We start from the raw sequence: 15,378 nt of genomic DNA on the forward strand, positions 1-15,378 counted from the left end.
TTCTCTCACCCGTTATTGCTACATCCGACTCAAAAGGCTCTCCACCAGTCCCGTCCAGAACGGTTCCATTCCGAATGACTATATCGTACATTCCTATTCTCCCCATTTTCATCTTATCGACAATCAGGTCAGTCCCAACGAATCCTGCTGCCTAATGTGCTATCCCGAGAGACCATACCATGTTATGCCTTCTATCCCAGCCCAAATCACGGACAGACAATTAAAATGGATCCTATTCTGACCGCACTAGACATCGCTGCCTTATTCTGGTTTTTCATTTTCTGGATCGGCTACACCCTAGTTGCTGACAGCGAAAGGCTTCAACATAAGTCAGTAGCCGGCATCATGAATGAACATCGTAACCGATGGATGTTGGAGATGCTGCGGCGTGACATGCGAATGTTAGATGCTCTCATACTTAATCACTTGCAAAGTGGAATTGCGATGTTTGCCTCCACCAGCCTTGTCGCTGTTGGTGGACTGGTCGCTGCCCTGGGGGCGACCGATAAAGCAATCGCGATTCTTTCTCCACTCCCATTTGTTGGCGGAATGTCCCGGATAGAATGGGAAATAAAAATGCTCCTTCTTTTACTAATATTTGCTTTTGCATTTTTTAAATTCGTGTGGGCTTATCGCCTGAACACATATTGCGCCGTTTTAGTAGGAGCCGTCCCTGATCATGAAAATATCGATACCGAGGCAGAANACGAGGCACNACGAGCNGCGNAAATCGCGAACCTCGCAGCTCGCCACTTNAANCGTGGTATTCGCGCCTTCTATTTTGCCCTAGCAGCACTCTCNTGGATCATACACCCGATGGCGTTAATACTCTCNACCACCTGGNTTATTGTGGTGTTGTACCGACGAGATTTCCGGTCTCGGTCGCAACAAATCATTCGTGGCACTTGAATTCTCCGATCAACGAGGTGTGTAGAAACTAGAGGTATCTCCCAAACCAAGTCTCTGATAGTATCGAGATACGTAGTCGGCAATCCAAAACTATTGGAGCTATAGCGATGAAGAAGTCTGCGTCGCGAAGAGCCTTTCTAAAAACTGCTGCCAGCGCAGGTGACTTTTTCCAAAACCGGACATCTAGAAATATGCAAAGGTTAAAAAGAATTGGAAACCAATAATTCTCACCAACTCACCCATCATCACGCTCCAGAGCTGAATTTTTTAACAAACTCCTCAATTAGGCCAGTTGGTGCAGCCATGATATGAGCAAATCCCGAAAACATACCATTCTTGATATCCTNCAACACATAGATGCCGAATCTGAGAATTAAGCAGGTCAGGCAGCCCGGAACTTCAATCGGTGAGGTGCGGGAATCCTATATCGCTCATGCTGATCTGTCTTGGATTATCACATTCCCTGGCAGTAAATTTATCCGCTACATGGGTAATGATAGCCTTCTCAAGAAGGCATTTTCGTTCTAGATCACAGAAAATTATTCGTGGGATTCGAAAATCTGTAAAAAAATAAAGGTATACTGCTGAAAACATATCTGGAGGAATATAATAGTTTTTCCCTCCCCATTTATCTGTCAGTATTTTCCTATGAAGAAATATAAAAGTAGAGTCTTGATTTCACTGCTAGTCCTTTTTGCTTTGATGATGGGAGTCTATAGCGGATTTGTGGCGCAACGGGAGGGCTTTCACTCTGCGCTTCATAGCCGTATTGTTGGACATACGCCCCCATGCTGCCAGGAAGAAGTGGCTATGGTACTTTCCGTGGGGATTGAGGGTGACCACGACTTGTTTGTCGATGCGGTAAGAGAATTCGTGAATGAAAATAGTATTCGTCCTCCTATTGGGAGCCCGCATGGCTTTCCAGCTTATGACACAGGCGGAGTGATAAGGTCGTTACTTGCGGCTAGCCGCGGAACGGGAAAGCATCCGCACCTTCTGTGTTCGTCACGCGCAAATGCGATGGGTGGAATTTTGGAAACTTTTGGAATCAAATCTCGTCAAGTGCACCTCTATAGCCAAAATAATGGTTCTCATACTTTTATTGAGGTGCAAAATCCAGTAACAGGAATATGGGTAGTTCATGACCCAGACTATAATATATTTTGGGTGAATCGACAGGAAGAGCGGAGGATTGGTTTAGGGGAAATGGTCACCACACCTACAGAAAAGATAGTTCCTTGCCGTGTTCTAGCTGATTGTGACTGGAACCTGGGAAAGCATTTGCGGTCTTTTCTTGGGGTTGGGGTCTATTTTGACTTTGATGGTCCGCCTCATGTTTTAATAAACAGAAATCGTTTTGACCCAGCCACACTGCTGCCTTATTCAAGTCCACCGCAGACTTTGGAGAAATACATTTCTGGTTTGTGGTCATTGGACCATGGCCCTCCGGTCGTCAGCATTGTTTCTGGAGCGATTTAACTAATTCTAACAGTCAACAAAACCTCTCACCGACTTAATCGCCTCACCCTCCAGATTCGACTTTTTTAACAAACCCCTCAATTAGTCCATCTGGCGCAGTTATGACATGCTCGGATCCAGGAAATACACCTTCTTTGATATCCTGTATAAATTCCTTGAACCCGCTCACACGTTGCTCCTGCATCTGCTGCTTAAGTTTATACAGCTCACGATATTGTTTAGAATGCCTCGGATATGGGGGAGGATTATTACCAAGAATATCTTCTGCAAATAAAAATTGCATGTCACCGCCACTACCTGCGCCAATTGAAGAAGTCAGCAAGGTCGTTCGCTTGCTAATCTCCTTCAGGAGATCCTCTGGAATGACCTCTACCTCAACCGCATAAGCTCCAGCATCTTCAAACTTCTTAATTTCATGGTAAACCCACATCGCCTCATCAAGATTTTTACCAACGGCTTTTAACCCTCCTGTCCATGTACTTTTTCTTGGGACCAACCCCGCGTGTCCCTGGACGGGGATGCCCGCTTCAGCCGCTGCCGAAATAAATTTTGGACTCCACTGACACATAATCGCGTCCGCCCCAACAGACATAGCCTTATATCCTAGGCGAACCGCTTCTTCTTCACTAGCTGCGGCAATGAGAGGCACAGAAAATGCCATAAAAGTATGGGGGGCTGCCTCCCGCATTGCAATAGCCGGCGCTGGGTTATTCGGATCAAACCGAACCTTCATGGTATCGATCCCCGCTTCCTCTGCGGCAGCAGCCTCTTCCGGGGTGAACGGCACTGTTTCAACAAGCACGCGAACTCCTTTTTGGTCTCTCAAATCTTTGACCGTATAGTTTCGGGTCCCGTAAGCACCTCCCAATGTCATGATTCGGTTAAGGCCACGCTTAGCAGCGTCTCTAGGTGGAATTGATCCATCCCCTGTTGCATGACTCGCCATAAACTATCTCCCCCTTAATTCACATTTACTGAAGNACGCCCAGGTTAGAGCCAAAAACCTCAAACTATCTTTGGCACAAGACCTTCCGCTGCTTCAAAATCATTTTTCCCACACCTGTCCGTGCCTTTTAATAATAATATTGGGTGATGAGACAATGCATCCGCTGCAAGAGCACGATCCCAATGCGATGTAGTTGGCATCAGCCGCATGGTCATTCCGCGCCGCCTTTTATTGGATCGATTGGGTTGCGAACCATGCATTAGGAAAACATCATGGAGAGAGATCTGGCCGCGTTCTAGAAGAATTTTTTTAGAATCTTTGACATCAAATTCCGTATCCAACAATTCTTCATGTAACGTCAAATCATCGCTTGGATTATGTTGATGTTGCCTGAGGGCCCTCTCCCGGTGGGAACCAGGTATTACCTCTAAACAGCCATTTTCCTCGGATGACTCATCGATTGCAACCCACACAGAGCATGTAGCAAGGGGCGTTATTGGCCAGTACTCTCCATCCTGATGCCATGGAGTTGCCTTCCCATCATTAGCTGGTTTGCCAAACAGGCTCATGTTCCAAAGGGCAATATCTGCTCCAATTAACTGCGACACCATATCTAGAATCCCAGGGGCAAAACAATAACTTGCGAAACTTATGTCATGGCGCAAAAGAGCCGAACAATTATCCCGAAATTCTGGGTTCTCGCCTATAAATGAATCCGTCTTTTCATCTATTGATTCCAAAATATGAGGCGGAACTCGGTAATCTGGGANAACATATCCATCAGCCTTATATTTTTGAATGTCTCTTTCGGTTAGCATAACGAGCCTCTTCATTCCTGTTTGCCAAGCAGTTTAACCCCATGCCCACTGAGATGGAAGACGCATTTATTTCCACATTTCGGGTAAGCACTGTGCCATCCATTTTACCAGAGCTGCATTTACTTCTTCTGGCCTTTCTTGTGCCATCCAGTGCCCAGAAGAAATGCTAACTTTTGCGAGGTCCGCACAATATNTCTCCATTGGAGCGGCCAATTGCGAAACGAAACACTCACACGTGTAGTCGTACAGAGCTTCCATAAACAACACTGGCAAATCCAATAGCCCACCATTCAACGCCTTAGCAGCATATACCGCATTTGCCGAATGGTTCATATAGTATGAGCATGGTCCAAAGAATCCATTGCGCTTAAGATAAGTGGAATAGGACAAGAGTTCCGGTTCAGACAAAATTGCATTGTCCCGAGCCATATCGGGAGCCACCGGAGCACCTCCAAACCAGCCTCCGTCTTTTCGAACCAGCGCAGTCATATTGGGTCGATCCGGAGGTTTAGGTTTCCCTCTACGAAACAAGGCTTTGATGGTGCGGTACGGGTCTGCATCAAAAGTAGCTACGGCCTTATTAAAATTCTCCTCGTAAAATCGTTGGTATTCCCATTGCCCAAAAGGATAATCATTTTCCGGATAAAGCTTTCTATCAATCAAAGGCAGGCAGGAATCTAGTCCATATTCAAGTGTATGGTATGGGACACACAGACTGGCCACACCCCAACATCGATCTGGATGGTGGCTCGCGATATTCCACACTGTAGGACTTCCCCAATCGTGACCCACCCAAAGAGCTTTTTCCGCACCCAAGGAATCCAAAAGCGCCAACATATCGGCAACCACATACTCCTGGGCGTATTCCTCATGATTATCGTAAATCGTCGACCTACCATAGCCGCGCATATCTGGCGCAATAGCCCTAAAACCTAAAGAGGCCAAAGCAGGCAGTTGATGCCGCCAACTGACGGACAACTCTGGCCAGCCATGCACAAATATAACCACTGCGCCATCGGGTTCTCCTGCCTCGTAATAAAAAGTGCAGTGGTTAGGGTTACTCACTACTTTCTCTACAACTTTCTGCATCATTTTCGATATATCTCCATCAAACCCAAGAAGGGCTAGGCCAATGTGCTTAAAAATTTGAGCAGGGTACTATTAACCTCTTCGGGCGCCTCTTGCTGCACCCAATGCCCAACTCCTTCGATTATCCTGGATAAACGCATATCATCACACAACTCATCGAGGTTTGCATACCCATCTCTTCCAGGCACAAAGGAACGCACAACATCTTTGGAACCCGCAATAAAGCAACTAGGCTGTTTAACCCTAGCTACGCCCATAAGAGGTAAATCATAGAAATCCTTTTCTGAATTTCTGTAGCGATTTAGTGGGCCTCGAAAGCCCCCAGCAGTGAAGTGCTCCACAAAATACTCCAAATCTTTTTCGGTAAGCCACCCGGGGAAAACTGGAGGGTCAACAAACCCTTCCAAGAGGGTGGCAGTAGCTGGCCTGTCCAACCAGCTATCCAGAGATGGGGCATCCCCACTAATGGAGAAATAAATCTTGCGCAGAGACATTCGAATATCTCTCTCGAGCTCGGCCTCAGCGATACCTTCCTTTTGGAAATAAACCTGGTAAAAGAAACGCCCATCGTAAATTTTATTCCATAACTCTATAAGGGGCACGCTGGGCCTAGGACGATAAGGAACACTGAGCCCCGCCACAGCACTAACCCGCGAACCATGTAGAGCAGCCGTATTCCACACAATAGGGGCGCCCCAATCATGACCCACTAAAATAGCTTTCTCCTCACCGCAAGCATCTATGATGCCTACAATATCATCCATTAATGGCTGCATGGCGTAAGCCTCTACCGGCTTGGGTTTATCACTTTTCCCGTACCCTCTAACGTCCGGAGCAACCACCCTATAGCCCGCGGTAGCAATTGGCTCAATTTGATGCCGCCAGGAATACCAAAGTTCTGGCCAGCCATGGACTAGAATGACTAGGGGACCCGACCCCATTGTTGCTGCTCGAATTGAAATATCGTTGACTGGAAAATTGTTAAATTCCATCTCTTTAGTCCTTTGCAATTGGCCGCAGTTAAGGAACATACGGCATTAGCCGCTCATTGCGTTTGCGCTCTGCAATTAGTGGCGGGCAACGAGTGTCATCGTAGTAATCCACCTGGCAATCCAAACATTGAAAACATTCCGCCATATTAATTTTCCCACTCGGCTCTATAGCCTGAACGGGACATGATGCTTCACAAGCATGACACGGAGATCCACATTGCGGCCGTCTCTTCAAAAACTGAAATATATGAAATCGTCCAAATATGGCCAGCGTTGCGCCCAAGGGACATAAACAGCGACAGAAGAATCGTTCCACAAATAACCCTACAAACAACAAAAGAATGGCGTACAATCCGAATGGCCAAGCTCTCTCAAATTTCAGTGTAATTGCCGTCTTGAACGGCTCAATTTCGGCCCCCTGCAGACCCCACTCCATTGACCAAAAAACAGATACTCCAACCAAAGCTATAACAACCGGATACTTTACCACGCGCAAAACCTTGCTCAGCCTAAATTTGGGACTGAACTGCGGCACCCGAAAAAAGCGTGCCAATCGGTTCAACAATTCCTGAAGCGCACCAAACGGACATAGCCATCCGCAAAATACCCCACGGCCCAAGAAAACCAATGAAAGTGCCGTGTAGCCCATTAAAATCACTATCAGCGGTTCAAAAAGGAGCGTGGTCCATTCCAGCTTCCCAAACAATGCCTGCCCATACGAAAAAATATTCACAATGGAAAGTTGTGCACCAGCAATCCACCCCAACCACAGTAACACAAAGGAGAGTATCGCGATCCGAACCCATTTATGCAGTTGACGTTTTTTAGCGATCGGGTGCTCAAAGAGGAAAATATTTGTGACTACAACCAATAATATCAACAAGACAGAGATAGAAATTGCTTGATCGACCCATGTCCTTTGCCAATCGCTAAGTTTACTCTCGCGAACTAGCCCACCCAGCACCAAAGATATAGGTTTCAAGCCCTCTTCCTCTAGATCAAAGTCCGATCCGACAACAAACCTCACAGGGATTTGATAGGAAATATCCGTCGAGAATGTCCTGCTCTTTTCGTCTTCACCTTGATTCCCAAAATCAAACTGCAGAACCCATGGAAGGTACGGTTTGAATTTCATGTCAGAGCTTATTTTAACAATTCCTACTGAATCGAACTCTTCTCCCTTCTCAGTTCTTAAAGCTGTACCCCCTTGGGAAAACTGACCTGCTCTTTGCGGGTTCCACAAATTTTTAGGCAATAGTGGTATGATCAAATTTCCCTGCCTAAGGGTCAGACCTTCTCCTTCCCCCGAACTAAGAAACTTAGACTCTCCTATAAAAACCTCTTGGGGCTTCCCCAAGGATTCTCTCCACGAAATAGTCCCCTTACTTCCGATCCACAAAAGATGGTCCCCATATCCAATTTGAGAGACATATACCCCATGCCACTTAGCACCAAACAAATTTCTTCCGATTCCTGCCGGCGTAATCAAAGCAACACAAATTGACTCTGGGAACCTGTGCATGCCTTTCTCGAGAAAATTTTCACAACGGACCGACCCATCAGAAAGAAGTGAAGGCCAATCCCGTGTTTCAAATGCAAACATATCTAGAACAATCTTCTCAACAATATCTTCATTCAGGAGCCCCCTACTTCGCGCTATCACTCGCGCTCCTGAAATCACTGCACCATGCGCCAGGTTGGCACTTATAGTTGCTCCACTAATACCATCTAACGAAGATCCACTATTTTGAAAAACGGCACTGCGACGAATAGACTGTAAAATCGACATGCCTCGCAGTCCGCTCAGGTATTTTCGGAAACCATCTTCCTTAGGTCGAAATCCTCTAATAATAGGCTCGTTGTGCCCGAGGACCCGTACACCGGCAATCCTGTTATCAATCGTCACTCCAGCAACAATATCAAATAAACCTCCCGCATAACCCCTTCCACCAACACTCTCATAGGTTGAGTATAGATACCCCAAAATTTCCTCTCCTAGAAACACAAGAGAGGCCGGTGGATCACCTGTTGGATCAGAAACCCTATCAGCGTCGGGGAATACTGATTGCCAGACTTCCGCAGAGGAAAGGCGATCCCTTAATGGGCCAAATTCTGATTCTTCCGCAAGCACGTAGCCAATTCCACATACCAACTGGATAAACAAAAACATAGAAAGAAACTGTGATGTATAGGAAAATTTGGGCGAGATACGAAAACCCCATTCACAAGCATTAACTACCGCGTCTAGTGCTTTCACAATTCCGTCCAGATGGATTCTAGAATTTGCAATAGCTTAGGAAACATCTGGCATTAGCCGCTCATTTCGTTTGCGATCTGCAATAAGCGGTGGGCAACGAGTATCGTCATAATAATCCACCTGGCAATCCAAACATTGAAAACATTCTGTCATATTAATCCGTCCACGTGGCTCTATAGCCTGTACAGGACAAGACACCTCGCAAACGTGGCATGGAGCACCACACTGTGCACGTCGCTTCAAAGACTCAAATATATGAAATCTTCCAAGAATAGCTAACGTTCCGCCTAACGGGCACAAAAAGCGACAGAAGAAACGCTCTACAAACAACCCCACTAGTAGCAAAAGAATGGCATAAATCGCGTATGGCCAAGCCCGGGAAAATTTTAACGTAATTGCCGTCTTGAAGGGCTCAACCTCTGCCCCTTGCAGACCCCATTCCATCGACCATAAAACAGATACTCCAATTAACCCTATAGCAACCAAATATTTTATTGCCCATAGTCCTTCGTTTAAGGTGAACGTAGGCGTGTACTGTGGCACCCNGGCAAAGCGCGCCAACTGATTCAGTAACTCCTGAAACGCGCCAAAGGGACATAGCCATCCACAGAATACCCCGCGACCTAACAAAATTAATGAAACCGCAGTATATGCCATCAAAATTACAATTAACGGCTCAAACAGAAGGGTTGACCATTCTAATTTCCCGAATAACGCCTGGCCATAAGAAAAAACATTGACAATCGAAAGCTGGGCACCGGCAATCCACCCCAACCACACCAACACAAATGAAAGCACTGTGATACGAAGCCATCTATGCATCTTACGCCGCTTTGTGATCACAGATTCAAATAGAAAAATACCAGTAACCACAACTAATAATACCAACAGGACAGAAATTGCCGGCGCCTGATCTACCCATGCCCTTTGCCAATCGGTAAGCTTACTCTCACGAACCAGTCCCCCCATTACATACGAGATCGCTTTCAAGCCCTCTTCTTCTAGGTCAAAGTCGGAACCCACAACAAATTTAGTGGGGATTTGATAGGAGACTGTAGTCAAAATGTCCTCCTCCAATTCCTCCTGTCCACCGTAATTAAAATCAAAATCAAGTGTCCACGCCTTGTAAGGCTTAAAGTCGGAACCCGTTTTTATTTTCAGTATCCCAACGGAATTGAAGTATCTTCCATCCCGTGGCGATATCGCCTCTCTATCGCCTCGCACTTCGTTTGCCATATCCAGTGGGATTGCAAACTTACCTTGCCGCAAATGGATTGGCGCAATCGCTTGATGTTGCCCTAGTGATTTTCGTTCTAGCAGCCGAGTCCAGATATTCGGACCCCGACTACCAATCCATAGCAATTGCTCCCCATGATTGACTTGAGCGAGGTAAGCAGCATGCAGTCTCTCACCCAGAAGATTTCGCCCAATTCCCGCCGGTGTAATCAAAGAGACACAAATTTCCTCCGGAACATTGGAACGATCACCGGTTTGAGTCTGCCTGCACTCCACAGAACCCTCAGAAAGCAAGGAATTCCATCCAATAGCTTCGTAAGAATCAAGCTCAAGACTGATTTTCTGATTACTAGTATCCCCAATAAACCCCCTGGCACGAGCAATGCTCCGCGCCGCTGAAATTACCGCACCGTGCATTAGAGTGGCGCTTATGGTCGCACCACTAATACTATCCTCCTTCGCGCTTCCGTATTTATCCCGGTTGCTGGTCTTTGGTTTTCTTATAGGCTTAAGAATGTTTAAGCTTTCGAGATCACGCAAATAATTACGCAGCCCTCTCTCGAGGGGTCCAAACCCCTTAACAATGGGCTCGTCGTGNTCCAAAAGAAGAACTCCAGCTATTCTTGCATCCAGAGTGACCCCCGCGATTGCATCAAATGGCGTACCACTGTAGCCACGCGCATCAATGGTTTCATGTGTGGCATAAAGATAGCCAATTACTTCACCATTTTGATAAACCGGCGCGGCGGGTGGAACTCCAACCGCTTCCCCTATCTCGTCCGCTTGGGGAAAGATGGTGCTGACCACGTCCCTATCATTAAGCCTATAGTCCAAAGGCCCATAGTAGCCAATTCCAACATCTCGATCTGCGACTTTGATCACGGCAAATGCACTAGAAAAACTAGCCCAGGTGGCCATGAAGACCGCGAAGAAAAACGCGTACAGACCAACTACACCTATACAGTGTTTAGCTCTGGATATGCTTTCGACCATGTCCCTGGCTCCTGCAGTACAATACCGAACTAACTACAGGGGCATACTCCCCTCTTGCAACTATTTTCCCGTTCTTTGGCTATCACCTGGACACCAACAAGAATCTCTTTTTATATTTTAATTTATATGGGCCTTTTCTGCATAAGAGCTGTGCGGACACAATATGCCACTTCTTTATCCAATTGATTAAACGCAAAATGTTCCAATTCAATCAAACCTGCAGTCGGGCGAGACTTACTCTCCCTCATGCTTTTTACCTTCGTCACTGCACGCAGAGTGTCACCATGAAATACCGGATTAGAAAACCGAACTTCCGTCATGCCTAAATTCCCAAGGGTCGTACCCAAAGTAGTATCGCCCACTGTTACGCCAACCAGCAAGCCAAGAGTAAACATGCTGTTTACAATGCGGCTCCCATACTCAGTGCCCTTTGCAAACTCTTCATCCAGATGTAAAGGTTGCGGATTATGGGTCATAGCACAAAACATTATGTTATCCATTTCCGTGACAGTCCTCGTGAGGGGATGCTTAAATTCCATTCCAACCTCAAACTGTTCATAATAAAGNCCTGCCATGATATGCTCACCCTTTCCACTAATTTTTCTTGAAAACCCACTTGTTGAATTACAGTATTTGGCCCGTTAAGGATATATTATTGCCCGTTACAAAAAGGCAATAATTCCCAGAGATATAACACATAAACTGTTGGCAAATAGGTTTTCCGTATTTGATGAGACCTGAATAATGACTTTTCTTTGGATACCGTTGGCTATTGGCGCCGCATTTTTTCAAAATGTTCGCTCAGCATTACAAAAACATCTGAAAGACGAACTAGGTGTCGCAGGAGCAACCTTTGTTCGTTTCGGATATGGCTTCCCCTTTGCCCTGATATATCTTTTAGTCCTAGTGCACGTATTNGGCCTTCCAATGCCCGAGCTAAATTTAAGGTTCGCAATATTCGCATTTGTTGGAGCCTTGGCCCAAATTGCCGGAACGGGGCTCCTCATAACTTTATTTGACACCCGAAATTTTGCAGTTGGAACTACTTATGCAAAGACAGAAACCATTCAAGCCGCAGTCTTCGCTACTATATTTCTAGGTGAAACCATTTCGACAGCTGCCACCATTGGTATTTTTATAAGCTTGGTCGGCGTAGTCACTATATCAGCGGCCAAAGGTCCAACGGACCTCAGAAGCCTAGCCCGCTCATGGCTGGCAAAGCCAGCCTTGATAGGACTTGCCTCGGGCGCTTCGTTTGGCATTGCCGCTGTTGGTTTTAGAGGAGCTTCTCTTTCCCTGGGTGGAGAAGGATTTTTATCACAAGCCGCCTACACTCTAACAGCTGCCCTAGCAATACAAACCGTTGTAATGATGGTCGCCATGCAATTACGTAACCCCGGGGAANTAAAAAAAGTAGCCCGCGCNTGGAAAACAGCGGTCTGGGTTGGTGCAAGTGGGGCCGCTGCTTCTGTTGGCTGGTTTACGGCGATGACTATACANAATGCCGCNTTGGTGCGAGCCCTGGGCCANATTGANTTGGTATTCACCATAACGGCTTCNGTATTAATNTTTCGGGAAAAAATACACCGATTAGAACTCATAGGAATTTTTCTNGTNGTGGCCGGGATCCTAACACTTCTGNTGCTATAGACATTNTGTCTNTCCGCAGCATCTAGGAATCAAATTNNGGAACCTCTCCAATGACCTTGTTCTTNGCNAAATTCAANATCTCTTGCTCACTCATGCCNAGAATTTCATGGAGAACCTTCTTATTATGCTGACCCAACAGGGGTGCAGGCCATCGAATTCCCGCCCGCTCGCCATCTACCATCCAAGGTGTTAGAGGATGGGATTTCCTCCCCACTAACTGCCTGTCAATTTTTTTCCAAAACTCGCGCTCGACTAGGCCCTCATCAGATAATAGGTCCGTTGACCTAAGAACTGCAGCTGCCGGCACACCAGCCGCCTGCAATACCTGCATACCTTCCTTGTTGGTAAATCGGATTGTCCAAGATGAAATCGCCGATTCGATCATCGCCTGCTGTGCCTGCCTCCCCTCCCAAGAACTCAGAGAGGAATCTTTTCTGAGATCTGACCGTCCGATAGCCTCACACAACGCTGACCACTCTTCCTCATTTGTAACAGTAACTACCAACCAGGAATCGGGATCAGCACACGCAAATATTCCGTGTGGCACAAAAACTGGGTGCCGTGAACCCATACGCTTAGGGGCTTGCCCTGTGAGGCTTTGCTCTATCGAACCATGCACACCTAACTGGTGCAAACCCTCAACCTGAGAAATATCAATCCTCTGGCCTTTCCCAGTCTTCTTTCGGTGAAAAAGTCCTACCAACAAGGCAGCTCCAGCATTCATCCCGCCACAAGCGTCCCCATAGGCAACATGAGTTTGCATTGGAGGTCCATCGGGCTCACCGGATAAGTGCGGCAACCCAGATGCATGCTCAACTGTCGAACCGTACCCTCGATACCCGCCCCAGGGCCCCGTCACTCCGAACGCCGGCAGGGACAACATTATAATTTCTTTGTTAACAACCCGAAGATCATCATAAGAAAGCCCTAATTTTTTCATTACACCCGTTGCTTGATTTTCAATCACTGCATCGGCTTCTTTCACTAAGCGCAACGCCAAGTCACGCCCTTTGGGCAGTGTTAAATCGATTGCAACGCCCAACTTGTTACGATTGGTTATATTAAATATGGGCTGCTTCTCATACTCCCTGGCAGCGATCATTTCGGGAGTATTTTCCCATCCCCGCCACCAGTCCATATGGGTGCAAGACTCAATTTTTATAACCTCCGCCCCCATATCGGCTAGATGCCGTGTGGCCAGTGGCCCAGCCCAGCCCATTGTGAAATCGATAATACGGATGTTGCGAAGAGGCAGAACCTGTGTCATTGAGCGTCCCCCGGCAACCAAACAACCTTTTCTTCGGTTAACGTGGCAATTATGGAACCAGATAAATCTAATCGCTCTCCTAAAACTTCCTCAGTATGTTGACCCAGAGAGGGCGACCTTCCTCCTTTTTGTAAGGGTGTCTCGGAAAGCTTCCAAGGAATGCCAGGAGCACTAAAGGCACCTATCCCGGGATGGGAAAATTGCGACATGACGTCCCGAGCAACAAAATGGTCCAAGGTTGCTAACTCTTGCATAGTTGGAACCAAAGCAAAGGGCACTCTGCGGGCCTGCCCCTCATGGAACCAGAAAGAAGCGGGTTTTTCCATAAACAGAGGAATTAATTCCGCATCTAATTCCTCAGCATTGTTGCATCGTAAGAAGGAGTCAGAAAATCTGGGATCATCATATAGGTGCACTGCACCCACTAACTCACAGCACGAACGCCACTGGGCTGGTGTAAGTGCAGTTATACCGAGCCAACCATCGGAAGTCGGATAAATTGTCTGGGGATAGGTAGGCTGGAATCGATTGGGACCGATCCGCTCTGCCATATCTGCTGTTCCCTCTTCATATTCGCTCTTGCTCGCACCGATCTCATAATACGCCAGCTGTGCTTCAACAATAGATTGATCAATCAACACGCCCTCATCGCCTTCCAAAGTTCCAATGAGAGCCACCATAGTGGCAAGAAAAGCCGTAACGCCGGCGGTGATTTGTGACTGATAACCCCCCGGGATTATTGGGGGAGCATCGGGTGGCCCTATTGGATAAATAAACCCAGCCAATGCCTGCGCAACCGCATCACTACCCCGCCAATCTCGGCGGTACCCTGTCCGGCCAAACCAACTTAATGAAGTAACAACTAACCCGGGGTTACGTGGCTTGAGCGATGAATGGTTCAGGCCTACTCTGTCCGCCTCTCCTGGACCCAAAGCTTCCAACATGACATCCGCAGAGCTTGCCAAATCCCGAACTAACTCAGCTCCCCGTTCTTTTTGGACATCAATGGTACAACTTAACTTGCCAGCACTTAAAAAGGCGTACAGTCCGCTGGCTTCAGGGAATGGCGCATTGGGAGAAAAAGGAGGTAAGGCACGCACCATATCCCCCGTCTCCGGGGTCTCAATTTTAACTACTTCGGCGCCACAAGCCCTGAGCAAGGCCCCACAATACCCGATAGCGACGCCGTCTCCCAACTCAATTACCTTCAATCCTTGTAAGGACAGCATATGAATTATCTTTCTAGAAAAGATTTTATAGAATCACGCATACACATTTACTAAATTTACCTCCCAAACATAACTCTCTTAGTATATTAACTGAAAAGGGAAAACCAAATAGTCGCCCTAGTAAGCTTGGCAAATCAAGACACGTCACACAAACCATTATTACTCCAATAGTTACTGGGCAGTCATCGAGGGAAAAATGACCATTTCAAAACTTCTAATAGCCAATCGAGGTGAAATAGCAATCCGCATTGCTAGAGCTGCAAGTGACCTGAACATCCAGTCCGTTGCAGTCTACTCGGAGGACGATACCGATAGCCTGCACACTAAAATGAGTGATGGGTCTCACATGGTTCCTGGGCTAGGGCCAAGAGCTTACCTTGATATCGAGGAAATTATAAAGGCTGCTTTAGAAACAGGCTGTAACGCAGTTCATCCAGGCTACGGTTTTCTATCAGAAAAAGGGGAACTGGCCAAAGCATGCCTCAGCAAAGACTTAATATTTGTTGGACCGAC

14 protein-coding genes are annotated in these 15,378 nt (G+C 46.9%); 4 read left to right on the forward strand and 10 right to left on the reverse strand.

All coding sequences use genetic code 11. The annotated features are described in order from the left end of the window. Window positions 1-225: 225 nt before the first annotated feature. Window positions 226-909 (forward strand): hypothetical protein, encoded by a 684-nt coding sequence (locus tag CMM32_09405; GenBank protein MBT07110.1) that lies wholly within the window; start codon window positions 226-228, stop codon window positions 907-909. Between the two features lie 399 nt (window positions 910-1,308). Here the strand turns inward: CMM32_09405 and CMM32_09410 are convergent, their stop codons facing one another. Further along, entirely contained in the window at window positions 1,309-1,503 is a 195-nt protein-coding gene (locus CMM32_09410; protein ID MBT07111.1) for a hypothetical protein, read from the reverse strand. Between the two features lie 54 nt (window positions 1,504-1,557). Between CMM32_09410 and CMM32_09415 the strand changes: the two genes are divergently transcribed. Then, the gene (locus CMM32_09415) at window positions 1,558-2,388 is read left to right on the forward strand and encodes a hypothetical protein (protein ID MBT07112.1); all 831 of its coding nucleotides are present in this window, start codon (window positions 1,558-1,560) and stop codon (window positions 2,386-2,388) included. A gap of 43 nt (window positions 2,389-2,431) precedes the next feature. Here CMM32_09415 and CMM32_09420 read toward each other — a convergent pair whose 3' ends face one another. The 7 genes from CMM32_09420 to CMM32_09450 all read right to left on the reverse strand — a co-directional run bounded on the left by CMM32_09420 (window position 2,432) and on the right by CMM32_09450 (window position 11,294). Next, on the reverse strand, window positions 2,432-3,334 hold the full coding sequence (locus CMM32_09420; protein MBT07113.1) for a ketopantoate hydroxymethyltransferase: 903 nt from the start codon (window positions 3,332-3,334) through the stop codon (window positions 2,432-2,434). 59 nt (window positions 3,335-3,393) lie between these two features. Further along, a complete protein-coding gene (locus tag CMM32_09425; GenBank protein ID MBT07114.1) occupies window positions 3,394-4,167 on the reverse strand; it encodes a phytanoyl-CoA dioxygenase family protein in 774 nt (257 codons plus the stop codon). Between the two features lie 51 nt (window positions 4,168-4,218). Continuing rightward, entirely contained in the window at window positions 4,219-5,244 is a 1,026-nt protein-coding gene (locus CMM32_09430) for an epoxide hydrolase (GenBank protein MBT07115.1), read from the reverse strand. Between the two features lie 32 nt (window positions 5,245-5,276). Further along, window positions 5,277-6,233, reverse strand: coding sequence for an epoxide hydrolase (locus CMM32_09435; protein MBT07116.1), 957 nt, complete (start codon window positions 6,231-6,233; stop codon window positions 5,277-5,279). Between the two features lie 28 nt (window positions 6,234-6,261). After that, window positions 6,262-8,490: a hypothetical protein gene (locus tag CMM32_09440; GenBank protein ID MBT07117.1), complete on the reverse strand. Its 2,229-nt coding sequence runs from the start codon at window positions 8,488-8,490 to the stop codon at window positions 6,262-6,264. Between the two features lie 36 nt (window positions 8,491-8,526). Next, window positions 8,527-10,719: a hypothetical protein gene (locus CMM32_09445; GenBank protein ID MBT07118.1), complete on the reverse strand. Its 2,193-nt coding sequence runs from the start codon at window positions 10,717-10,719 to the stop codon at window positions 8,527-8,529. 122 nt (window positions 10,720-10,841) lie between these two features. Beyond that, entirely contained in the window at window positions 10,842-11,294 is a 453-nt protein-coding gene (locus CMM32_09450; GenBank protein ID MBT07119.1) for a dehydratase, read from the reverse strand. A gap of 169 nt (window positions 11,295-11,463) precedes the next feature. On the opposite strand from CMM32_09450, the gene CMM32_09455 reads away from it, so the two are divergent. Further along, window positions 11,464-12,369: a hypothetical protein gene (locus CMM32_09455; GenBank protein ID MBT07120.1), complete on the forward strand. Its 906-nt coding sequence runs from the start codon at window positions 11,464-11,466 to the stop codon at window positions 12,367-12,369. Between the two features lie 22 nt (window positions 12,370-12,391). Here CMM32_09455 and CMM32_09460 read toward each other — a convergent pair whose 3' ends face one another. Next, on the reverse strand, window positions 12,392-13,636 hold the full coding sequence (locus tag CMM32_09460) for a hypothetical protein (GenBank protein MBT07121.1): 1,245 nt from the start codon (window positions 13,634-13,636) through the stop codon (window positions 12,392-12,394). Beyond that, a complete protein-coding gene (locus tag CMM32_09465) occupies window positions 13,633-14,865 on the reverse strand; it encodes a hypothetical protein (GenBank protein MBT07122.1) in 1,233 nt (410 codons plus the stop codon). Before CMM32_09465 ends, CMM32_09460 begins: the two co-directional genes overlap by 4 nt. 196 nt (window positions 14,866-15,061) lie before the next feature. On the opposite strand from CMM32_09465, the gene CMM32_09470 reads away from it, so the two are divergent. After that, window positions 15,062-15,378 (forward strand): hypothetical protein (locus CMM32_09470; protein MBT07123.1); only part of this gene is annotated, 317 nt, incomplete at its 3' end.

Source organism: Rhodospirillaceae bacterium (assembly GCA_002728255.1).
In the GTDB taxonomy this organism is placed as follows: Bacteria; Pseudomonadota; Alphaproteobacteria; order UBA7887; family UBA7887.

Coding starts and splice junctions, on each gene's coding strand:
- CMM32_09420 (MBT07113.1), bottom strand. CDS start 3,334: ATGGCGAGTCATGCAACAGGGGATGGATCAATTCCACCTAGAGACGCT.
- CMM32_09435 (MBT07116.1), bottom strand. CDS start 6,233: ATGGAATTTAACAATTTTCCAGTCAACGATATTTCAATTCGAGCAGCA.
- CMM32_09415 (MBT07112.1), top strand. CDS start 1,558: ATGAAGAAATATAAAAGTAGAGTCTTGATTTCACTGCTAGTCCTTTTT.
- CMM32_09410 (MBT07111.1), bottom strand. CDS start 1,503: ATGTTTTCAGCAGTATACCTTTATTTTTTTACAGATTTTCGAATCCCA.
- CMM32_09465 (MBT07122.1), bottom strand. CDS start 14,865: ATGCTGTCCTTACAAGGATTGAAGGTAATTGAGTTGGGAGACGGCGTC.